Below are 22,580 nucleotides of genomic sequence, written 5' to 3'. Positions count from 1 at the left end.
GCCGGAGACTATGACCTGCGGCGACGGCGACGGCCAGATTTTTCCTCATCCCCGCCGCCGGTGTTGAACGAGGGTGAGGGCAGCGTGACCACCTGCGCCAGTTCCGGGAACGGGTCGGTCTTGTGCGGGATAGCGTTGGCGGCGACGAAATGGTCCTGAAATTTTGGCTCGATGGCGGTTTCGACCTTGGTGATCTCGCGCACGACACGCTCGATTTCCTTACGCGATCCGATGTTGCACAGCGCGATCCGCGCGCCGGTGCCAGCGGCGTTGCCCGCGCTTGAGACCTTGTCCAGCGGTGCGTCGGGGATCATGCCCAGCACCATCGCATGTTTGGTCGAGATATGCGCGCCAAACGCCCCGGCCAGAACCACGCGATCCACGGCGTCGACCTTCATCTCGTCCATAAGCAGGCGCGCACCGGCATAAAGCGCCGATTTCGCCAGTTGGATGGCGCGGATATCGCCTTGGGTTACGGTGATACGCGGGCCGCCTTCGGCGCTGGCATCGTGGATCAGATAGGAATGCGTGCGGCCTTCGGGGATGCAGCGCGCGGTGCCGGTTTGTTCAGCCGAGCCAATCAGGCCGCTTTCATCCAGCAGCCCGGCGATACGCATTTCGGCAACAGCCTCGATAATGCCCGAGCCACAGATGCCGGTGATCCCGGTGGTGGCGATATCAAGATCGAACCCGTCCTCATCAGACCACTTGTCCGACCCGATGATGCGGAAGCGGGGTTCCTTGGTGACGGGATCAATTTCGATGCGCTCAATCGCTCCCGGAGCGGCGCGCTGGCCGGAACTGATCTGCGCGCCCTCAAACGCGGGGCCGGTGGGTGAGGAACAGGCGAGCACGCGTGTGGTGTTGCCCAGCAGGATTTCGGCATTGGTGCCCACATCGACGATCAACACGAGGTCTTCGGACTTGCCGGGTTCCTCGGAGAGCGCAACGGCGGCACAGTCGGCGCCCACATGTCCCGCAATACAGGGTAGGATATAAACCTGCGCGCGCGGGTTCATCTTGGTCAGGTCCATCTCACGCGCGGGCAGGGACATGCTCTCGGATGTGGCCAGCGCGAATGGAGCCTGCCCCAGTTCGACCGGGTCCAGACCCAGCAGCAGGTGGTGCATGACCGGGTTGCAGACGAAAACCGTCTCCACGATCAGCGCGGTGTCGATCCCGGCCTCATCCGCGATCGAGGTGGTCAGGTCGTTGATCGCCTCGCGCACGGCGCGGGTCATTTCCTGATCACCGCCGGGGTTCATCATGGCGTAGGACACGCGGCTCATCAGGTCTTCACCAAAGCGGATCTGCGGGTTCATCAGGCCAGACGAGGCCTTGACCTCACCGGTCTCCAGATCGGTCAGGTGGGCAGCGATGGTGGTTGAGCCAAGGTCGATGGCCAGACCGTACAGCCCTTGTTCATGCAGGCCGGGCCAGATTTCCACGATCCGTGCGACCTCATCCTTGTGGCCTTTGTGGACGGCTACCGTGACCTCCCATTTGCCTTTGCGCAGCACCGGTTGCAGCTTGGCCATCAGCGACAGATCGGCGGTGACGGCCTCAATGTTCCACTGCTGGCGCAGGGCGCGTTCCAACCGCTCGAGATCGCCGGTTGGCGAGTGCATGTCGGGTTCCTCGACCACCACGAAATACAGCCGCGTCGCCGGGTCCATGGTGATGGCGCGTGCGGCAGCCGCTTTGCGGACGACCTGACGATGGACCTGAGACTCAGGCGGCACGTCGATCACGATATCGCCCTGAACCGTCGCCTGACAGCCCAGACGGCGGCCAGGCTTGAGCCCGCGCTTGTCGTCATAGCGTTGTTCAACCGCGTTCCATCCGCTCAGCGCGTCCTCGGATACCGTCACGCCGTGCTTGGGGAACTCGCCGTAGCTGGGCGTGATCTGGCACTTCGAACAAATCCCGCGTCCGCCGCAGACCGAATCCAGATCGACACCCAACTGCCGGGCGGCGGTCAGAACCGGGGTGCCAACGGGGAAATGCCCGCGTTTGCCCGAGGGGGTAAAGACAACAAGGGGGTCGGTGGTCATGTCGGGCCTGCCTTTTGTATTCGCGCGTATGCCGGGGAAGATATGGGTTTGTGCGCAAAGGGAAAGGCCAATCAGCGGCAGGTTTTGCGCAACTTGCGTCGTTTTTCAGCGTGGCATCGGCTCGCGTTGGACAACTAGTTTAGGTCAGGGGCTTTTCCTTAGCTGCAATCCATGTCATAGGGTCGCCGTCAAACGGGGTTTTGCATGGGGTTAGCAGATGCAGATTCGTGAGGCACTCACCTTTGACGACGTACTTCTGGTTCCGGGCGCATCTTCTGTGCTGCCCGCAACGGCGGATACGACCACGCGTGTGACGCGCGAGATTACCATGAACATACCGCTGCTCAGCTCGGCTATGGACACGGTGACCGAGGCGCGAATGGCGATTGCTATGGCGCAGGCCGGTGGGATCGGTGTGATCCACAAGAACCTGACGACCGAGGAACAGGCCCGCGAAGTGCGCCGGGTCAAGCGGTTCGAATCCGGTATCGTTTATAACCCCGTGACATTGCGCGCCGATCAGACGCTGGCCGACGCGCAGGCGCTGGTCGAACGCTACAATTTCACCGGCTTCCCCGTCGTTGATTCCGATGGTCGCGTCGTGGGTATCGTGACCAACCGCGACATGCGCTTTGCAACCTCGGACGACACGCCGATCCACGCAATGATGACCACCGACAATCTGGCAATGCTTCAGGAACCGGCTGATCTGGAAGAAGCCAAAAGTCTGATGAAGGCGCGCCGGATCGAAAAGCTGCTGGTCGTAGATGGCGCAGGCAAGCTGACCGGCCTGCTAACCCTGAAAGACACCGAACAAGCAGTGCTGAACCCCACAGCCTGCAAAGACCGTCTGGGCCGCCTGCGTGTTGCAGCGGCGACTTCGGTCGGGGACGCAGGTTTTGAGCGGTCAGAGCAATTGGTGGATTCAGGCGTCGACATCATCGTTGTGGACACCGCGCATGGCCACTCGCAAGGCGTGCTCGACGCGGTGCGGCGGGTGAAAACCCTGTCGAACGAAGTTCAAATCATCGCGGGCAATGTCGCCACCGGTGACGCGACCAAGGCGCTGATTGATGCCGGTGCGGACGCGATCAAGGTTGGGATCGGGCCGGGCTCGATCTGTACCACGCGGATGGTGGCCGGTGTGGGTGTGCCGCAGCTGACGGCGATCATGGATTGTGCCTCGGCCGCCGGAGACGTTCCGGTGATTGCCGATGGCGGCATCAAGTTCTCGGGCGATTTCGCCAAGGCGATTGCGGCGGGGGCGTCCTGCGCCATGGTCGGTTCAATGATCGCGGGCACCGATGAAAGCCCCGGTGAGGTCATTCTGTATCAGGGCCGCTCGTTCAAATCCTATCGCGGCATGGGCAGCCTGGGCGCAATGGCGCGTGGCTCGGCGGATCGCTATTTCCAGAAGGACGCCGCCAACGATAAGCTGGTGCCCGAAGGGATCGAGGGGCAGGTGCCCTATAAAGGGTCTGCCAGCGCTGTTGTGCACCAACTGGTCGGCGGTCTGCGCGCAGCCATGGGATATACCGGTTGTGCCACCGTGGAAGAGATGCGCAGGAACTGCAATTTCGTAAAGATCACTGGCGCAGGGCTGAAAGAAAGCCACGTGCATGACGTGCAGATCACTCGTGAAAGCCCGAACTATCGGGTGATGTAACCTGATTTAAATTGCATTGCGGCGTCCCGTTCGGGCGCCGTTTTGTGTTTCTACATACGCATGGGACGACTTTATGACCCCCGCAGCCCGCATTCAGGCCTCTATTGAAATCCTTGACGAAATTCTCAGGGATGTTCCGGTCGAAAAGGCCCTGACAGGATGGGCGCGGCGCAGCCGTTTTGCCGGTTCTAAGGACCGGGCGGCTGTTCGGGATCACGTGTTCGGAGCGTTGCGGTGCAAGCGGTCTTTCGCGGCGTTGGGCGGGGCCGAAACTGGGCGTGGCTTGATGCTTGGGGCCCTGAGGGCGGCAAGGAGTGACCCGAGCGATCTGTTCACGGGAGTTGGTCACGCCCCTTCGCCTGTTGGAGAGGACGAAACTGGGCGCGCATTCCTGTCTGACGCCGAGCAATACGACATCCCCGACTGGTTGTGGCCAGTGTTTCAAGCCTCTTTGCAGGACCAGGCAATCAACGTAGCGCAAGCCTTGCAAACCCGTGCTCCGGTGCATTTGCGTGTCAACCTGATCAAATCGGATTCGGATCGCGCGATTGCTGCGTTGGCGGCAGATGGTATCACTGCCCGCACGCATGACGCCTGCGACACGGCGTTGGAGGTTCTGGATGGCGCGCGTAAAGTCGCCCAGAGTCAGGCGTTTTTGACTGGGCTGGTCGAACTGCAAGACGCAGCTAGTCAAGCCATCGTTGCCGATCTGAATTTGCAACCAGGTCAGCGCGTTTTGGACTATTGCGCGGGCGGAGGTGGAAAATCACTCGCCATTGCGGCGCATGTCGGGGTCGAAGTTTTTGCGCATGATGTTAATCCTGCGCGAATGAGAGATTTGCCTGATCGGGCCAAGCGCGCAGGGGCGCAAGTCACAATCCTGACGCCTGATGCGGTGCGGTCGCAAGCACCTTTCGATGTGGTGCTTGTTGATGCTCCATGTTCGGGCAGCGGTTCCTGGAGACGCGCCCCGGCAGGAAAATGGGCTTTGACCCCGGAGCGTCTAAAGGAGTTGAGCGCGCTGCAATTAAGCATTCTCGAGGAAACATCTGGTTATGTTTCCCCTGACGGAACGTTAGCTTATGCGACCTGTTCTATGCTGAACCCGGAAAACCAAGAAGTCGTTGAAAATTTCCTCGGTTCGCATTCCGGCTGGAACATGTCCTATCAGAAATTGTGGCTCGCAGCACACGGAACAGACGGTTTCTTCACCGCACACTTGACGCGGTAGTTTTAATGAAAATAGCAAGCATAGGTGGAGTGGCCGCGATTTCGTTAAGCGGTCTTTAACCTTATTTGGGCTCACTGGCGACAGGCCCAACATGCTGAGTTCTTAATGACTGAAGTTTCAAGTTTTTTGTCGGATCCTTCCATAAGGAAATCTCCGATTCCACTGCGACTGATGTCCGTGTTGGTATTTGGCATCGTCATCGGACTTGCACCTCTCACAAATGTTTTGCCGACGGGCTGGAAGACTGAGTTCGCCGTCGCCGGAATTTCATTGTTCACGGCAGGAGTTCTGGTCGCGCTCAAGGGTTGGTTTGCGGATTGGTCTATCCGACGTGCCATTGAAGTTATGAATACTTTCACTGAACAGGACTTGTTTCCAGACGTCATTGCCAATGCGGACGGGCTTGTTCTTTCGTCAAACGCAGCGGCCAGAATCCAGTTACACGCTTTCCCCGGTAACCGGTTGGAAAACTGCTTGATGTCAGTTTTCGCCAATCCAGCGTCAATCCTTTTACGTCTTCAGTCTCTGGCTGAGATTCACGGAAAGTCCAGCGAAGATGTGGTGACTATCGGGTCTACTATCCCGGTGACAGTATTCTCGGTCGGGCACGATCTGTATTGCTGGCGGTTTCACCTTGGGGTTGAAGGCCGTTGGGATGATGTGGCGGTTCCTGTTTTGACACTTGGGCGAAATGGAACTGTGCTGAGGGCTAATGGAATGGCCGAGCATGTATTGGGCTACAAACCGGAAAACACAGATCAAGTCTTCAATTCCGGCCAACCTGCACCGGGTGAGATCACACAGGCCACGCCTCAAGCGACCCGTTGAATGTCACCGTGGCAGAGCTTTCTCGTTCGGGGTCTGCGCGTGAAATGCTGGTTCTGCCTGTCCAAGTGACCACGCCACCGACAACAGAAACACGTTTTGCGGACTTGCCGGTCCCAATCATGTGCATTGCACCGGACGGGGTCGTTCTGGATGCAAACAGATTGGCAATCAAACTGGTTGGCGACTTTCAGACAGGCGAGACGAATGTCTCACAAGTGATGCAGGGATTGGGTTACCCGATTCAGGAGTGGTTGTCGCGCGCCGCTGTCGAGGACGCCACCCCCAAATCCGAATTTTTGCGCCTGACACGGCAAGACAAAGACGTATTCGTTCAGGTGACGCTGAACAGAGTGGTTAATGATGGTCAGGTGTGCCTGATTGCCGTGCTCAACGATGCGACCGAGCTTAAGACACTTGAGGCTCAGTTTGTGCAGGGACAAAAGATGCAGGCTGTCGGGCAGCTTGCCGGTGGTGTCGCGCATGATTTCAACAACTTGCTGACAGCAATATCTGGTCATTGTGACCTGCTATTGCTGCGGCACGATCAGAATGACCCGAACTACGGTGATCTGGTGCAGATAAACCAGAATGCGAACAGGGCGGCTGCTCTGGTCAGTCAACTGTTGGCTTTTTCGCGCAAGCAAACACTTCAGCCAGAGGTTCTGGACCTGCGCGACACAATTTCGGATCTGATTCACTTGTTGAACCGGCTGGTCGGTGAGAAAGTGCGTTTGACACTCAGCCACGATCCAGTCCTAAAGCCCGTGCGCGCCGACAAAAGACAGCTTGAACAGGTGTTCATGAACCTTGTGGTCAATGCCCGTGACGCGATGCCCGAAGGCGGGGAGGTTCGGATCGAAACCGAAGTCGTTTCGCTGACGGATTCTTTGCGCCGCGACCGCGCGACAGTTCCGCCGGGCGAGTATGTGACTGTAAAAGTCGTCGACAGTGGGGTGGGTATACCGGCAGACAAGCTGCAAAAAGTCTTCGAGCCGTTCTATACCACAAAAAGAACCGGCGAAGGTACGGGTCTGGGTCTTTCGACGGTGTATGGCATAGTCAAACAGACGGGCGGGTTTATTTTCCTCGACAGCGTGCAAGGGCAGGGCACGGAATTTACGGTGTTCTTGCCGATTTCAGCCACGCCGCAGAAGATCGAGCCCAGCCAAGACGTACAGCCCGAAGTTCTGAATGCCCGCCAGGGCGAAGGCGTCGTCTTACTGGTTGAGGATGAAGCACCGGTTCGTGCGTTTGCTACGCGGGCTCTGCGCTTGAAAGGTTACACGGTGCTCGAGGCCGACTCGGGTGAAGAAGCGTTGAGACTGCTAGAAGATGAAACATTGCATGTAGATGTGTTTGTAACCGATGTCGTGATGCCCGGACTCGATGGTCCAACCTGGGTACGAACTGCGATGGAAAAGCGCGCAGATGTGCAGGTTATCTTCATGTCCGGTTACACCGAAGGCGCGTTCGGAGATTCGGGACCTGAGATCGCAAACTCGGCCTTTTTGCCGAAACCATTCTCATTGAACCAATTGACCGAAGCGGTGTTTCGGCAAATGAACTGATACGCTACTGCGCTTTTTCGTGGCACTCAAATTCCAGCGCATGACGTTTGCGGAACTTCTGTTCAGTCTTTGCACTTAGCGCCAAGTCACGGGTTGGAGAGACGTTTTCGCGCTGCAGAGCAATCTTCATGTCCAGTCGGTTTTCCAGAAAATCCAGAATCTTGTCTTGATTCTCGTATTTGAACACATGATCCGCACCGCGGCCATTGCTGCGCGTGCGGAAAAACTGACTCTGACTGCCGACATCTGCGTATTCGGGGCGGGGTGACTTCATATAGGCCTGAACGTAGTCATCGAAGCTCATGTCGCGGGTCGAGTGCGGATGCCCAATCCGTTCGTCACGGCTACGAAACTTGTACCAACTGCCTAACCAGTCGATTGGTTCCCGGACGACGACCATGATCTCCATGTCAGTGTCATACATTTTTCGGAAGATATTCTGAAAAAACCTGTCATATCGCCGAACTGGAGCGTGTTTCAATGCGGGAGGACCGGTCACGACAAGGTCCGCCCGGTCTTTCAGCGCTGAGTGATATGCGGTGCTGCCGGTTTTGGGAACAGCCAGAAACGCCAGGCGTTCCTCATAGAAAACAAGCATTTATGTGTCCGCCAGAACGAGTGGTTATCTTTGTACAGTGGCGTAAACGACTCTTTAACACAATTGCCCAAGAGTAAATATTGTAAGTTTTAGTTGAAATGTTCTCTTTTTGATCTCATAAGGAACAAGAGGCGAACAAAGCAGTGATTGCCGCCCGTTCAAGGGTGTGACACAAGGGAAGGCGACAGGACAATGGCGGATCTTCTGACGATGAGCGACAAGAAAAACGCAGACAAGCAAAAGGCGCTCGACAGCGCGCTGGCCCAGATTGAACGGCAGTTCGGCAAGGGTTCGATCATGAAGCTGGGCGAGGATTCCAAACAGGATATCGAGGCCAGCTCGACCGGCTCGCTGGGTCTGGATATCGCGCTGGGAATCGGCGGCTTGCCGATGGGCCGGATTGTTGAGATTTACGGGCCAGAAAGCTCGGGCAAGACGACGCTGACGCTGCATTGTATTGCAGAACAGCAAAAGCGTGGCGGTGTCTGTGCGTTCGTTGACGCGGAACACGCGTTGGACCCGCAATATGCTCGTAAGCTGGGTGTCGATCTGGATGAGTTGCTAATCTCGCAGCCCGACACTGGAGAACAGGCGCTTGAGATCACCGATACGCTGGTCCGCTCGGGCGCGGTGAACATGGTTGTGGTCGACTCGGTCGCAGCGCTGACGCCAAAATCCGAGCTTGAGGGCGACATGGGCGACAGCAACGTTGGCGTGCAGGCCCGTCTGATGAGTCAGGCGATGCGCAAGCTGACCGGCTCGATCAGCCGCTCGAACTGTATGGTGATCTTCATCAACCAGATCCGGATGAAAATCGGTGTCATGTTTGGCAGCCCGGAGACGACTACTGGTGGTAACGCGCTGAAATTCTACAGCTCGGTGCGTCTGGACATTCGTCGTATTGGCGCGATCAAGGACCGCGATGAGGTTGTCGGCAACCAGACCCGCGTCAAGGTGGTCAAAAACAAGGTGGCGCCGCCGTTCAAGCAGGTGGAATTCGACATCATGTATGGCGAAGGCATCAGCAAGATGGGCGAGCTGCTGGATCTGGGCGTTAAGGCCGGTGTGGTTGAGAAGTCGGGTTCATGGTTCAGCTACGGCGATGAGCGGATCGGGCAGGGGCGTGAGAATGCCAAACAATATCTGCGCGATAACAGCCGATCGGCGTTGGAGATTGAGGACAAGATCCGCGCCGCGCATGGGTTGGACTTCGACATGCCGCCCGGTGCCACTGAGGATGACGATATTCTTGAAGCCTGACGGCATCCCGGAATTGTGAACGCGGGGCGGTCCAACGAGGCCGCCCTGTTTCGTTTGCGTGGCCTCCCCTGTGGACTATCCGCAGGGACAGCGATAAACCCATTTTCGAACAAGATGATTGCGCGCTGAGAGAGCCTTATGCCCACGCTGAACGATATCCGATCGACCTTTCTGAACTATTTCGCCAAACAGGGGCATGAGGTTGTCGCCTCCAGCCCGCTGGTGCCGCGCAATGACCCGACCCTGATGTTCGTGAACTCGGGCATGGTGCAGTTCAAGAACCTCTTCACCGGGCTTGAGACGCGCGACTACAGCCGGGCGACCACTGCGCAGAAATGTGTGCGTGCGGGTGGCAAACACAACGATCTGGACAATGTGGGCTATACCGCGCGCCACCACACATTCTTTGAGATGCTGGGGAATTTCTCGTTCGGGGACTATTTCAAGCATGAGGCGATCCCCTTTGCGTGGGAGCTGATCACCAAGGAATTCGGCATCGACAAGAACCGCCTGCTGACCACGGTCTATCACACCGACGATGAGGCATTCGAGATCTGGAAAAAGGTCGGCGTGCCCGAAGACCGGATCATCCGCATCGCCACCAGTGACAATTTCTGGCAGATGGGCCCGACCGGTCCCTGTGGTCCATGCACCGAGATTTTCTATGACCATGGCGACCACATCTGGGGCGGCCCTCCGGGTTCGGCCGAGGAAGACGGCGACCGCTTCATCGAAATCTGGAACATCGTGTTCATGCAGAATGAGCAGTTTGAGGACGGCTCGATGGTGGAACTGGACATGCAGTCCATCGACACTGGCATGGGGCTGGAACGGATCGGTGCTCTGCTGCAGGGCAGCCATGACAACTATGACACCGACCTGTTCAAAACGCTGATCGAAGCGTCTGCCGATGCCACCGGCGTTGATCCTTATGGCGATCAGAACGTGCATCACCGCGTGATTGCGGATCACCTGCGGTCGACCTCGTTCCTGATTGCCGATGGAGTGATGCCCAGCAATGACGGGCGCGGCTATGTTCTGCGTCGGATCATGCGCCGTGCCATGCGCCATGCGCATCTGCTGGGCGCGAAAGATCCGGTAATGCATCGCCTCGTGCCCTCGCTGGTGCAGCTTATGGGTGCGCAATATACGGAACTGGGACAGGCGCAGGCGCTGATCGAAGAAACACTGCTGCTTGAGGAAACTCGGTTCAAGCAGACCTTGGATCGCGGTTTGAAACTGCTGGATGATGAGGTCTCGGGCCTGCCCGAAGGTGAGGCTCTGCCCGGTGATGCGGCGTTCAAGCTCTATGACACCTATGGCTTCCCGCTGGATTTGACGCAGGATGCGCTGCGTGAAAAGGGCCGGACCGTGGATACCGACGGGTTCGATGCAGCCATGGCCGAACAAAAGGCCAAGGCGCGCGCTGCGTGGGCGGGCTCGGGCGAGGCGGCGGATCTGGCCGTTTGGTTTGACGTGCTGGACAGCGCCGGGGCCACGGATTTCCTTGGCTATGATACCGAAAAAGCCGAAGGGCAGGTGGCTGCTCTGGTCGTGGATGGCGCGCTGGTCGACACCATCGAGCAGGGTGGCACCGGTTGGGTCATCGTGAACCAGACCCCGTTCTATGGTGAGGCCGGTGGCCAGATCGGGGATACCGGTGGAATCCGGCGTCTTGAGAATATGCAGGATGTGGCCACGGTCGAAGACACGCGCAAATTTGCTGAAGGTAAGGTCTATGCGCATAAGGTGACCGTCAGCCAGGGCGCGCTGTCCAAAGGCGACGGGGTCGAGCTTGAGGTCGATCACACCCGCCGCAGCGCGATCCGGGCCAACCACTCGGCCACGCACCTGCTGCACGAGGCGCTGCGCGAAACGCTGGGCGACCATGTAGCGCAGCGCGGCTCTTTGAACGCGGCGGACCGGCTGCGGTTCGACTTCAGCCACTCCAAAGCGCTGAGCGTCGAAGAACTGCAAAAAGTCGAGCGTGAAGTGAACGCATTCATCCGCCAGAATTCGACCGTCGAGACGCGGATCATGACGCCCGACGACGCGCGTGATCTGGGCGCGCAGGCGCTGTTTGGTGAGAAATACGGTGACGAGGTGCGGGTTGTCTCGATGGGCAAGGCGCCCACGGGTAAAGGTCAGGATGGCGAAACATGGTCGATTGAACTGTGCGGCGGCACCCATGTGCGCCAGACCGGGGACATCGGTACGTTCGTCGTGCTGGGCGACAGCGCCAGCAGCGCCGGCGTGCGCCGGATCGAAGCCCTGACCGGGGATGAGGCGTTCCGCCACCTGTCGGCGCAGGATCAACGGTTGGGCCAGATTGCGTCCGAGTTGAAGGCGCAGCCTGATGATGTGGTTGGCCGCGTGAAGTCCCTGCTGGACGAACGCAAAGCGCTGCAGAACGAAGTGGCCCAACTGCGCCGTGATCTGGCGATGGCGGGCGGCTCGGGGCAGGGCAGTGCCGAGGCGAAGGACGTGAACGGTGTGCCGTTCTTGGCGCAGGCGCTGACCGGCGTTTCTGGAAAAGACCTTCCCGCGCTGATCGATGAACACAAAAGCCGCTTGGGCACGGGCGCGGTTCTGCTGATCGCGGATGCGGGTGGCAAGGCAGCTGTAGCGGCTGGAGTGACCGCGGACCTGACCGAAAAGGTCTCGGCCGTGGATCTGGTGCGCGCCGCAGTGGTCGAGCTGGGGGGCAAGGGCGGCGGTGGACGCCCGGACATGGCGCAAGGCGGTGGCCGAGATGCGTCGAACGCGGATGCGGCCATCAAGGCCGCCGAACAGGTATTGGAGGGGTAACATGCCCGCACTTTGGATCGCACATGTCACTGTGACGGACAATGAGGCTTACGGAAAATACGCCGAGTTGGCGGGTCCGGCGATTGCCGCCCATGGGGGGCAATTCATTGCACGTGCTGCACGCTATGTGCAGCTTGAGGGAAAAGAGCGCCCGCGTAATGTAGTAGCCAGATTCCCTTCGGTCGAAGCTGCTGTCGAGTGTTACAATTCGCCCGACTACCAAAAGGCCCTTGACCACGCACGTGGTGCGAGTGAACGCGAATTGGTCGTCGTCGAAGTCACCGAATAGAATCATGAAGGCCGTCTGGTGAATGCTGCCGGACGGCCTAAAGAATGCGCGGATTTCGGCCTATATGTTATCTGACCGTTTCAGTGAATTTAATATTGAGACTTTTTTCGGTTTTTTAAATAATAACAACATCTTGTAATTTTTAAATGCACTTTTCGGTCTCGTTGGTTGCCTCAATTGTGGCAGTAACCCGACAAATTCAGCGCGAAATGGTCATGAAAAGTGACGAATTTCCGCCTCTTTTTCCATCCACCTTAAGCCAGATTGCGCTGCCGCGTCCGTTTACCGATAGTTTCCTAAATCGGAATACGGTCCTGTCTGTCGACAATCGTTCGGAGAGACCAGGATCGAGGGACAGGCATGAATTCGTTTGTAGAGCAGGCGTTCACCGCGACAGGCAAGGTTTTGGGTGTTTGCGCGATTCTCGCGGCGGTCAGTGTCGTTGGGAAATCTGCGGAAGCCAGCGAAGGAGACTTCATCAGAAGCGTGGCATCTACACCTCCGCCTGCCGGAGCAAGACAGCTGTGTCGCCAATACTCATGGGCATGTTCCAGCACTGCTTCGGTGGCGATGACAAGCCAGCAGGAATTGCAGATTGTTAAACGTGTGAATCGTAAGATCAATCGGACCACGCGTGAAGTTACGGACCAATCTCAGTATAGAACCGTAGAGAGATGGGCGTTGCCGACCAGACGTGGTGGGGACTGCGAAGACTTTGCTCTTTTGAAAAAAAGAGATCTAATTCGCGCGGGAATTGACCCAAGTAAATTGCTGATTGCGACGGTGCTGGATACGCGAAGAAATGCGCATGCCGTTTTGGTTTACAGATCCGCAGCGGGTGATCTGGTGCTAGATAATTTGACCAACACGATCAAACCGTGGTCGGATACCCGGTATCTTTTCTTACGGATGCAAGACCCACGACAGCCAGAGAATTGGGTGGGTGTCTACCGCCGTAGTTAATTTGTGACCACTCGGTCGATGGAGATTACCAAATAAACGGGGCGCCAATTTTGGCGCCCCGTTTATTTTGATCTTTGTTTGTATTGTCCGCAACAAGAGTGTTTTACAACCCTCATTGCGTTCAACCAGAGTCAGTTAGTTGAAAACACCACCTGACCCGCCGTTGCCGCCGCCGACACCACCGACATTGCCACCATTGCCGTTGCCGTTGGTGCCGCCGCTGTTGCCGTTGTTGTTGCCGCCGTTTCCGGAACCTTGGCCTGAACCATTTGTGTTACCGCCGCCGTTGCCGGAATTGGGGTTATTCCCGTTGCCATTTCCGGGTCCGCCAAAGATGCTGCCACCGTTTCCGTTGCCGTTCCCGTTTCCGGTCCCGTTGCCACCACCATTGCCATTGCCATTGTTGCCGCCACCATTGCCGGTGCCGGGGCCGGACCCTCCGGTGTTGCCACCGCCGTTACCGGGGTTGGGGTTGTTACCATTACCATTTCCTGGGCCGCCGGTTCCACCGCCGCCGCCGCCAGTTCCGCCACCGCCGCCGCCAGTTCCGCCACCGCCGCCGCCGGTTCCACCACCGCCGCCGCCGGTTCCACCACCGCCGCCGCCGGTTCCGCCACCGCCGCCGCCGGTTCCACCACCGCCGCCTGGATTAGTTGGGCCACCGCCTGGGTTCGTTGGGCCACCGCCTGGATTAGTTGGGCCACTGCCTGGATTAGTCGGGCCAACGCCTGGATTAGTTGGACCACTGCCACCGGTACCACCGCCGAAAGTTAGGCCCTCGCCAGGATTTGCGTCGCCATCACCGGATCTTTGATTGTTTGAAATGCTGGCGGTGGGAATATCAGTCAACACGGCTGCGAAAGCCGGACAACTTTCCAACGTTCTGGCCAAGATGTCATCAAAATCAGGCCTGCGTTGCAGGTACTTCAACATCCTGGATTCAACGACCTCACACGCACAGAGGGTTTCCGTGTCAACGGACTGGCGAGCTGTTTTAACAGTGCACCTCTCGGCAGCCGTAGCTGCCGTTGTCGACACAATTGGAATAGTTGCTGACACAAAAACAATAGATAATAAACGACTTTTAACGCGCATGATTACGCCCCCTGGTACTCTTTAACCTGTGCTACCTGAGCACACCGTTGCCACAATTTAAACATAAATAGATCAATCCCTCGCCGTATTTTCAAGATGTGTGACAACAAGAAAACGGGAAAAAACTCCCGTTATGGTGGAACGATATTGAAAAACAAAAGAAAAGCCCGCCGGAGTGGCGGGCCTTGTTTTTGTTAATTTTGCATTAATGTACGCAAAAATGTCACTAATGGGGCAATGTTTCCAATCAGTGAACTATTTCACTGAAAGGTCTAAGCAGATTTTGCCATGCGCTTGCGTTCGTGCGGATCCAAAAAGCGTTTGCGCAACCGGATGGCATTAGGCGTCACCTCAACCAGTTCGTCATCGTCGATATAAGCGATGGCTTCCTCCAGTGAGAACTGAACATGAGGTGTCAGGCGGACGGCGTCATCCGATCCGCTGGCACGTACGTTGGTCAGTTTTTTGCCCTTAAGTGGGTTCACTTCCAGATCATTGTCTCGTGAATGCTCTCCGATGACCATGCCTTGATAAACATCCGTCTGCGGACCCACAAACATGCGGCCACGCTCTTCGAGGTTCCACAGGGCGTAGGCGACGGCCTGTCCGTTCTCCATCGAGATCAAAACCCCAGCGCGGCGGCCGGGAATCGTGCCTTTGTGTGCCGCCCAGCCGTGGAACACGCGGTTCAGAACACCGGTTCCGCGCGTGTCTGTCAGGAACTCTCCGTGATAGCCGATCAGTCCGCGCGAAGGCACATGCGCGATGATGCGGGTCTTTCCTGCACCGGCGGGGCGCATTTCGACCAGCTCGCCTTTGCGCGCGCCAGTGATCTTTTCAATCACAGCACCGGAGTATTCATCGTCAACGTCAATCGTGACTTCTTCAATAGGCTCCAGACGCTGGCCATCTTCTTCGCGGAACAGAACCTGCGGGCGAGAGATGCTGAGCTCGAACCCCTCTCGGCGCATGTTCTCGATCAGAACACCCATCTGCAATTCGCCGCGGCCTGCAACCTCGAAGGCTTCGCCGCCGGGAGTGTCGGTGATGCGGATGGCGACGTTCGATTCGGCCTCTTTCATCAGGCGGTCGCGGATCACACGGGACTGCACCTTTTTGCCGTCACGACCGGCCAGAGGCGAGTCGTTGATGCCGAAAGTCACGGTGATAGTCGGCGGGTCGATCGGTTGGGCGGGCAGGGCCTCTTCGACCTGAGGTGCGACCAGTGAGTCGGCTACGGTGGCTTTGCTCATGCCCGCGATGGTGACGATGTCACCAGCTTCGGCCACGTCGATGGGCTGTTGCGCCAGGCCGCGGAAGGCCAGGATTTTCGAAGCGCGGAAGTTTTCGATCAGCGTGCCGTCGCGCGACAGCGCCTTGAGGCTGTCGCCCGCCTTCAGCGTACCGCTTTCCACACGGCCGGTCAGGATACGGCCGATGAACGGGTCGCTTCCCAGCGTGGTGGCCAGCATACGGAACGGCTCGTCTTTCTTTTCGGCTTGTTTGGGGGCCGGGACGTGATCCACGACCAGATCAAACAGCGCGGTCAGGTCCTTGCGGGGGCCGTCCAGTTCCATATCTGCCCAACCAGACCGGCCCGAGGCATACATGGCTGGGAAGTCCAGCTGATCGTCATCGGCACCGAGGTTGGCGAACAGGTCGAAGCACTCATCCAGTGCGCGGTCAGGTTCGGCGTCGGGCTTGTCGACCTTGTTCAACACCACGATCGGGCGCAGGCCCAGAGCCAGCGCTTTCGAGGTCACAAACTTGGTCTGGGGCATCGGGCCTTCGGCGGCATCGACCAGCAGAACAACACCGTCGACCATCGAAAGGATACGCTCAACCTCGCCACCGAAATCGGCGTGGCCGGGGGTGTCAACGATGTTGATACGGGTGCCTTTCCACTCGACCGAAGTCGCTTTGGCAAGGATGGTAATCCCGCGCTCGCGCTCCAGATCGTTGCTGTCCATGGCGCGTTCCGCCACAGCCTGATTTTCCCGGAACGCGCCGGATTGTTTAAGCAGCTCATCCACCAGGGTCGTTTTGCCGTGGTCAACGTGAGCGATGATTGCGATATTGCGCAGGTCCATGAGGTCAGCCTTTGAACGGGAAGTTGCCGCGCGCATAACGCGACGCGGCAAAATATGCCAGCCCTAACCGCCCGTCAGTGACCCGTAGTGTTGGAAAACAGGTGAATAACCAGAATTCCAGACAAAATCATGACCAAACCTATCACTGCAGGCCAGTCCAGCCTCTGCCCAAAAACGATAAAACCGATCACAGCAATCAGCACAATGCCCAAGCCCGACCAGATGGCATAAACGATCCCAACTGGCATGAACTTTAGAGTCAAGCCAAGCAGATAGAACGCGATTGCGTAGCCAACCACGACCAATACAGAGGGCCAGAGCCGCGTGAATTGCTGACTGGCTTGCAACGCGGTTGTGCCAATCGTTTCTGCGACCACTGCAAAAAGCAGGAAAAGATAGGCTTTAGGCAAAATAAGTCTCGGATTGAGTGTTGTTGAGCTCGTTGAACACAGATTTCAGGCATCTGGCAAGTCGTTTCGTTTGTTCCTGTGTACAAGTGAGGTGAGGTCAGGATAACCATACTGTTTTTACACGAGCTTTTAGAGATACTGTTCGACCAGTTACCAGTGTTTTTTTAATCAGTAAGCTATGACGAACTTTGCTAAATCTGTCATCGTCGTATCGGCGATTGTTGTGGCGCTTGGGTGGCTAGCTGGCGGGGGGTCCGCTGAGAGAAGCGCAGCCAAAGATGTTGAGCGGGTAAACGGTTCTCAGGTTTGAGCGTCCGCTGGTACTTGGGGGGAAAGAGGCGACGTGCCTCTTTCTCTTTTACCATTCAAGTGGTCAACTTTTCTGAGAAATAGTTCTTGAGCTGTGGTTCCAACCAATTCCAGAGTTGCGGTGCGCCACGGGTAATCGGGGTGCCAACGCGCGACTCGATCTGCGCGAATGTCACATCGTAGTCGACCCATGATCCGCCACCGGTGGCAAGGTTGCCAACAGGTGTTTGAAAACGGTCGACGGCCTTTGCAAATTTGGCATCGGGGCTCTCGGCGGCTTCAAACTCAAGCCACAAGGCTAGACATTCAGTTCTTTGCTGGTTCGGCAATAGCCCGAACAGCCGATCGGCCGCCGCTTGTTCCTCGGCTGCTTGCGCCGCGTGGTCGACATGACCATGAATTGGATGATCACCTGCGTCGATTTCGACGATGTCGTGCAGCAGCAACATCCTTAAAACGCGACCAATGTCGACGTCAAATTCGGCGCAGTTTGCCAAGACCCAAGCGAACAGCATGATGTGCCACGAATGCTCGGCCGAGTTTTCAAATCGATCACCAGACAAAAGCCTGGATGCGCGATAGACGGATTTCAGTTGATCGCATTCCGCAAGGAACGGCAGCCGATCCGAAAACTCTGAACGTGGGGCAGGTTGGCCGTCGAACAAAGAGTAAGCGGCCTTGAAAGCGTCAGGAAGAGCGGTCTCGAGATAGGCCGCGCGTCCACCGTTCAGATTGTCGCGGACGACCGCCAGATGCTCTGGTTTAGGTTCCGGAGCGTTTAGGACCTGAAACAGAGGTTGGCAGCGATCAAGGCATTTTGCGAATTTCGCATCGGGCGTAGAATCCGCTTCGAACTCCTGCCAAAGCGTCAGAAAAGCGTCGGATTGGTCATCGGGTAACATTCCGAACAGTTCCTGAGCGGCGTTCTGTTCTGCGCGCTCAACCGCCTTCCAGTCGGTTTTCAGATGGATGGGATGGTCACCGACGATGATTTCGACCAGATCATGCAGCAAAAGCATCCGAATGACCCGGTCAATCCGAACATTTGCGTCGGCAAGGGGGGCCATTACCAGTGCCCACAGCGCCAGATGCCAACTGTGTTCCGCCGAGTTTTCTTGCCGGGATTGATCCAGCAGCGTGTTCGCGCGTTCGACCGATTTCAGCTGGTCCGCGCGTTTCAGGAATTCTATCTGCGCGGAAAGCCGATCCATCATTTTTTTTCTATCGCCTTAACTTTCTTGCGATGTTCTGCAAGGCGCTGGATCACGAATTGGCGGGCCTGACGCTCGGACAAGCGCACTCGAATTTCGGTCAGAAATGCCTCTTCCAGCGACTGAGAGGATGCCCCAAGCAGCTCGCCAACTTCGACATAAAAGCGATCCTCGCCGGTTTCATCCATCACCTTCAACGTGTCTTCGGCCAGTCTGCCGGCAAGTATGGTGACTGTATCCGACATCAGCGTGTGTTCTCGGTCAGGCGGCGCTTCACGTAGTCACTGACATCTGTGATCAACGTGTCCATGTGGCGATCCTGGAAGAAATGGTCGGCGCCTTCCACTTCATTATGAGTGATTGTGATGCCTTTTTGCTCGTGCAGCTTGTTGACCAAGGCAGTGGTGTCTGCGGGCGGGGCCACGCGGTCCGACGACCCATTGATGATCAAGCCTGAGGACGGGCAGGGTGCGAGGAACGAGAAATCATACATGTTCGCCGGAGGAGACACGCTGATAAAGCCAGTGATCTCGGGTCGGCGCATCAGCAGTTGCATCCCGATCCACGCCCCGAAGGAAAACCCTGCAACCCAGCAGTGTTTCGAGTTGTTGTTCATCGATTGCAGGTAATCCAGTGCGGATGCCGCATCGCTGAGCTCACCCACGCCCTGATCGTACTCACCCTGGCTGCGACCCACACCACGGAAGTTGAACCGCAGAACGGTGAACCCCATGTTGTAGAACGCGTAGTGCAGGTTGTAGACCACCTTGTTGTTCATCGTCCCGCCGAATTGAGGATGCGGGTGAAGCACGATCGCGATCGGTGCGTCTTTTTCCTTTTGCGGGTGGTAGCGGCCTTCCAGGCGGCCTTCTGGTCCGGGAAAAATCACCTCGGGCATGTGTGCGATGGTCCTGTCTTTTTCTTCTGGGTGCCCGGAAATACTTGACGATAATCGTCGGACACCTTAGAACGGTTCTAATTGTGATACTGGGCGCATGAGCGCTGCTTGTCGGAGATACGCACTGGCAGCGGCGGCGTCAATGATTTCGCGCGTAAACTGCCATGAGGGAATGCAAATGAAGCTGTCGACCAAGGGTCGTTATGCGATGGTGGCTCTTGCCGATATCGCCCTTCAGCCCTCGGACGGGCTGGTGACACTCAGCGAGATTTCAGCACGGCAAGACATTTCTCTGCCTTACCTCGAGCAGTTATTCGTCAAGCTACGCAGGGCCGAGCTGGTGTCTTCGGTTCGGGGGCCGGGTGGTGGTTATCGCCTTGCCCGTCCAGCGTCCGAAATTCGCGTTGTTGAGATTCTGGCCGCCGTTGATGAAACAGTCGATGCTTTGCAAAAGGGCGCTGGCGCAACCGGAGCTTTGTCCGGCAGCCGGGCGCAATCCCTAACCAATCGTTTATGGGAGGGCCTGAGCGCCCATGTGTATGTGTTCTTGCATCAAACTCGCCTTTCTGACGTGATCAAGAATGACCTGGCACCTTGTCCGGCCGTACCCAGCCTTTTTGCAGTTGTGGACGAATAGGATGGCATTTGCTGAAATCGAACTTCTGCGCTCTGAAAAGGTGAATCTGTGAATCGTATTTACCTGGATCACAATGCCACCACACCTCTGCGTCCAGAGGCTCGCGAGGCGATGATCTCCGCAATGGAGATTTGCGGCAATCCATCCTCGGTCCACGCTGAAGGGCGCGCAGCTAAGGCGCTTGTCGAGCGCGCAAGATCACAGATTGCGGCTGCCTTTGGGGCCGAAGGGGCTGATGTCGTGTTTACTTCGGGTTCGACCGAAGGGGCTGCGCTGACACTAGAGGGGCGGGGCCTGCATGGGGCTGCAATCGAACATGATGCGGTCCGCGCGTGGACAGTGGAAGATTTGAGCGTGTCGAAAGAAGGTATGGTTGCGGTTTCAGCGCCGGACCAATCGACGCTGCAATACGCGAATTCCGAGACGGGTATCGTTCAATCATTGCCAGCAGGGTTGGCGGTGACCGATGCGACTCAGGCGTTTGGAAAATTACCAATCGCGTTCAACTGGCTGGATGCCCAGATGGCATTGATCTCGGCCCATAAGCTTGGCGGTCCAAAAGGCGTTGGCGCGGTTGTGATGAAGCGCGGCACGGATTTGCCCGCCCGGATCAAGGGTGGCGGTCAGGAAATGGGACGTCGCTCCGGGACAGAAAATGTTATTGGAATCTCAGGGTTAGGGGCCGCAGCTGAAGCGGCCGCGCGCGATCTGTCCAATGGTGTTTGGGAGCAGGTCAAAGAATTTAGAAATATTCTAGAAAAGGCCCTTGAGGCCGGTTCTAAATCTACTATTTTTGTCGGGAAAGATCAGGAACGCCTGCCGAACACTTTGTGCTTCGCCACGCCCGGTTGGAAGGGTGAGACGCAGGTCATGCAGATGGATCTGGCTGGATTTGCGATTAGCGCAGGTTCGGCCTGCTCCAGCGGCAAGGTACGCGCAAGTGCGGTACTGACCGCGATGGGATTTGACGAGGTCACAGCTGCCAGCGCAATTCGCGTCTCGCTGGGGCCTGCGACAACGGAAGAAGATGTGCTGCGTTTCGCTGAAACGTGGCTTGAAAAAGAGAAAAAGCATCGCGCGCGGGCCGCGTGATCAGACGGAGGGTGTCTTATGGCCGCTTTGGACCAGACCCAGGTAAAAGAGGGTGTCGATCAGGAAACCGTGGATGCGGTGCGCGAGGTCGGAACCTATAAATACGGCTGGGAAACCGATATTGAGATGGAATACGCGCCCAAGGGCGTGAACCCTGATATCGTCCGACTGATCTCGGAAAAGAACGAAGAGCCAGAGTGGATGACCGAATGGCGTCTGGCCGCGTTCGAGCGCTGGACTCAGATGGATGAGCCGAACTGGGCGATGGTCAGCTATCCCAAGATCGATTTTCAGGACCAGTATTACTATGCCCGTCCCAAGTCGATGGAGGAAAAGCCCAAGTCCTTGGATGAAGTCGATCCCAAGCTGCTGGCTACTTACGAAAAGCTGGGTATCCCTCTGAAAGAACAGATGATTTTGGCGGGCGTCGAAGGTGCCGAGGATGCCCCGGCTGAGGGCCGAAAGGTTGCCGTGGACGCGGTGTTCGACTCGGTTTCTGTTGGAACCACGTTTCAGGAAGAGCTGAAGAAAGCAGGTGTCATCTTCTGCTCGATCTCTGAGGCGATCAAAGAGCACCCCGAATTGGTCAGGAAGTATCTGGGTTCGGTGGTTCCGGTCTCGGACAACTTTTATGCCACGCTGAACTCGGCCGTGTTCTCGGATGGCTCGTTCGTTTACATCCCGCCGGGCGTGCGCTGCCCGATGGAGCTGAGCACGTATTTCCGTATCAACGCGGAGAACACAGGTCAATTTGAACGCACGCTGATCATTGCCGATAAGGGCTCGTATGTGTCCTATCTGGAAGGCTGCACCGCACCCCAGCGCGATACCGCACAGCTGCACGCGGCTGTGGTCGAGATCATCATCGAAGAAGATGCCGAGGTTAAATACTCGACCGTCCAGAACTGGTTCCCCGGTGATGAGAATGGCAAGGGCGGCATCTATAACTTTGTGACCAAACGCGCCGATTGCCGGGGCGACCGGTCCAAGGTGATGTGGACACAGGTCGAGACCGGTTCGGCCGTGACGTGGAAATACCCGTCCTGCATCCTGCGGGGCGAGGAAAGCCAAGGCGAGTTCTATTCGATTGCCATCGCCAACAACTATCAGCAGGCCGACACCGGCACCAAGATGGTCCATCTGGGCAAAAACACCAAGTCACGCATCGTGTCCAAGGGCATCAGCGCGGGTAGGGCGCAGAACACCTATCGTGGTCTGGTCTCGATGCATCCCAAGGCTAAGAACAGCCGCAACTATACCCAGTGTGACAGCTTGCTGATCGGCGACAAATGCGGGGCGCACACAGTGCCTTACATTGAGGTCAAGAATAACTCATCGCGCGTTGAGCATGAGGCGACCACATCCAAAGTGGACGACGATCAGCTGTTTTACTGCCGACAGCGCGGCATGGACGAGGAAGAGGCCGTGGCGCTTGTCGTCAACGGGTTCTGCAAGGACGTGTTGCAGGCGCTGCCGATGGAGTTTGCCATGGAAGCACAACAGCTTGTTGCGATCAGCCTTGAGGGTTCGGTCGGCTAAAGCCGCATCATTTCGAAATTCACAAAATATCGGG

General features: G+C 57.2%; 19 protein-coding genes. 11 read left to right on the top strand and 8 right to left on the bottom strand.

Going from position 1 to position 22,580, the window contains the following annotated elements; translation table 11 throughout:
* Window positions 1-8 precede the first annotated feature (8 nt).
* Entirely contained in the window at window positions 9-2,054 is a 2,046-nt protein-coding gene (locus ACR0DX_RS12345) for an ASKHA domain-containing protein (RefSeq protein WP_170354235.1), read from the bottom strand.
* A 217-nt stretch (window positions 2,055-2,271) separates the two neighbouring features.
* Here ACR0DX_RS12345 and guaB point away from each other — a divergent pair, with 217 nt between their 5' ends.
* The 4 genes from guaB to ACR0DX_RS12325 all read left to right on the top strand — a co-directional run bounded on the left by guaB (window position 2,272) and on the right by ACR0DX_RS12325 (window position 7,347).
* A complete protein-coding gene (gene guaB / locus ACR0DX_RS12340; protein WP_170354234.1) occupies window positions 2,272-3,720 on the top strand; it encodes an IMP dehydrogenase in 1,449 nt (482 codons plus the stop codon).
* A gap of 73 nt (window positions 3,721-3,793) precedes the next feature.
* Window positions 3,794-4,951 carry an RsmB/NOP family class I SAM-dependent RNA methyltransferase gene (locus tag ACR0DX_RS12335; RefSeq protein ID WP_170354233.1) on the top strand — a complete coding sequence of 386 codons (1,158 nt, stop codon included), beginning with the start codon at window positions 3,794-3,796 and terminating at the stop codon, window positions 4,949-4,951.
* 171 nt (window positions 4,952-5,122) lie between these two features.
* Window positions 5,123-5,779 (top strand): hypothetical protein, encoded by a 657-nt coding sequence (locus tag ACR0DX_RS12330; RefSeq protein ID WP_480846286.1) that lies wholly within the window; start codon window positions 5,123-5,125, stop codon window positions 5,777-5,779.
* A 119-nt stretch (window positions 5,780-5,898) separates the two neighbouring features.
* On the top strand, window positions 5,899-7,347 hold the full coding sequence (locus ACR0DX_RS12325; RefSeq protein ID WP_480846284.1) for an ATP-binding protein: 1,449 nt from the start codon (window positions 5,899-5,901) through the stop codon (window positions 7,345-7,347).
* A gap of 4 nt (window positions 7,348-7,351) precedes the next feature.
* Here the strand turns inward: ACR0DX_RS12325 and ACR0DX_RS12320 are convergent, their stop codons facing one another.
* On the bottom strand, window positions 7,352-7,945 hold the full coding sequence (locus ACR0DX_RS12320) for a sulfotransferase family 2 domain-containing protein (RefSeq protein ID WP_170354231.1): 594 nt from the start codon (window positions 7,943-7,945) through the stop codon (window positions 7,352-7,354).
* Window positions 7,946-8,137: 192 nt separating this feature from the next.
* On the opposite strand from ACR0DX_RS12320, the gene recA reads away from it, so the two are divergent.
* From recA to ACR0DX_RS12300, 4 genes are all read left to right on the top strand, one after another.
* Window positions 8,138-9,205, top strand: coding sequence for a recombinase RecA (gene recA, locus ACR0DX_RS12315; RefSeq protein WP_170354230.1), 1,068 nt, complete (start codon window positions 8,138-8,140; stop codon window positions 9,203-9,205).
* Window positions 9,206-9,343: 138 nt separating this feature from the next.
* A complete protein-coding gene (gene alaS, locus ACR0DX_RS12310; RefSeq protein ID WP_170354229.1) occupies window positions 9,344-12,013 on the top strand; it encodes an alanine--tRNA ligase in 2,670 nt (889 codons plus the stop codon).
* Window position 12,014: 1 nt separating this feature from the next.
* On the top strand, window positions 12,015-12,302 hold the full coding sequence (locus tag ACR0DX_RS12305; protein ID WP_170354228.1) for a DUF1330 domain-containing protein: 288 nt from the start codon (window positions 12,015-12,017) through the stop codon (window positions 12,300-12,302).
* 360 nt (window positions 12,303-12,662) lie between these two features.
* On the top strand, window positions 12,663-13,265 hold the full coding sequence (locus ACR0DX_RS12300; protein ID WP_170354227.1) for a transglutaminase-like cysteine peptidase: 603 nt from the start codon (window positions 12,663-12,665) through the stop codon (window positions 13,263-13,265).
* A gap of 135 nt (window positions 13,266-13,400) precedes the next feature.
* Here ACR0DX_RS12300 and ACR0DX_RS12295 read toward each other — a convergent pair whose 3' ends face one another.
* The 6 genes from ACR0DX_RS12295 to ACR0DX_RS12270 form a co-directional block, all read right to left on the bottom strand.
* Window positions 13,401-14,117: a hypothetical protein gene (locus ACR0DX_RS12295; protein ID WP_480846280.1), complete on the bottom strand. Its 717-nt coding sequence runs from the start codon at window positions 14,115-14,117 to the stop codon at window positions 13,401-13,403.
* Between the two features lie 515 nt (window positions 14,118-14,632).
* Window positions 14,633-16,450, bottom strand: a complete 1,818-nt coding sequence (typA, locus tag ACR0DX_RS12290; RefSeq protein WP_170354427.1) for a translational GTPase TypA — start codon at window positions 16,448-16,450, stop codon at window positions 14,633-14,635.
* Between the two features lie 74 nt (window positions 16,451-16,524).
* Window positions 16,525-16,860: a DMT family transporter gene (locus ACR0DX_RS12285; protein WP_170354226.1), complete on the bottom strand. Its 336-nt coding sequence runs from the start codon at window positions 16,858-16,860 to the stop codon at window positions 16,525-16,527.
* Between the two features lie 365 nt (window positions 16,861-17,225).
* Window positions 17,226-18,383 carry an HD domain-containing protein gene (locus tag ACR0DX_RS12280; RefSeq protein WP_480846278.1) on the bottom strand — a complete coding sequence of 386 codons (1,158 nt, stop codon included), beginning with the start codon at window positions 18,381-18,383 and terminating at the stop codon, window positions 17,226-17,228.
* A complete protein-coding gene (locus ACR0DX_RS12275; RefSeq protein WP_170354224.1) occupies window positions 18,380-18,625 on the bottom strand; it encodes a hypothetical protein in 246 nt (81 codons plus the stop codon). Before ACR0DX_RS12275 ends, ACR0DX_RS12280 begins: the two co-directional genes overlap by 4 nt.
* Window positions 18,625-19,278, bottom strand: coding sequence for an alpha/beta hydrolase (locus ACR0DX_RS12270; RefSeq protein ID WP_142633729.1), 654 nt, complete (start codon window positions 19,276-19,278; stop codon window positions 18,625-18,627). The genes ACR0DX_RS12275 and ACR0DX_RS12270 overlap by 1 nt, the downstream gene beginning before the upstream one ends.
* 178 nt (window positions 19,279-19,456) lie before the next feature.
* Between ACR0DX_RS12270 and iscR the strand changes: the two genes are divergently transcribed.
* Genes iscR through sufB form a run of 3 tightly spaced genes read left to right on the top strand, consistent with a single transcriptional unit; the run spans window position 19,457 to window position 22,546 of the window.
* Entirely contained in the window at window positions 19,457-19,915 is a 459-nt protein-coding gene (iscR, locus tag ACR0DX_RS12265; RefSeq protein ID WP_170354223.1) for a Fe-S cluster assembly transcriptional regulator IscR, read from the top strand.
* A 48-nt stretch (window positions 19,916-19,963) separates the two neighbouring features.
* Window positions 19,964-21,007: a cysteine desulfurase family protein gene (locus ACR0DX_RS12260; RefSeq protein ID WP_480846275.1), complete on the top strand. Its 1,044-nt coding sequence runs from the start codon at window positions 19,964-19,966 to the stop codon at window positions 21,005-21,007.
* Window positions 21,008-21,025: 18 nt separating this feature from the next.
* Window positions 21,026-22,546, top strand: coding sequence for a Fe-S cluster assembly protein SufB (gene sufB / locus ACR0DX_RS12255; protein ID WP_170354221.1), 1,521 nt, complete (start codon window positions 21,026-21,028; stop codon window positions 22,544-22,546).
* Window positions 22,547-22,580 lie beyond the last annotated feature (34 nt).

The sequence above is a fragment of the Ruegeria sp. D3 genome, assembly GCF_056534465.1.
Note: the sequence above shows the minus strand (reverse complement) of the source record. Positions and strands in the feature narration are given on the sequence as shown.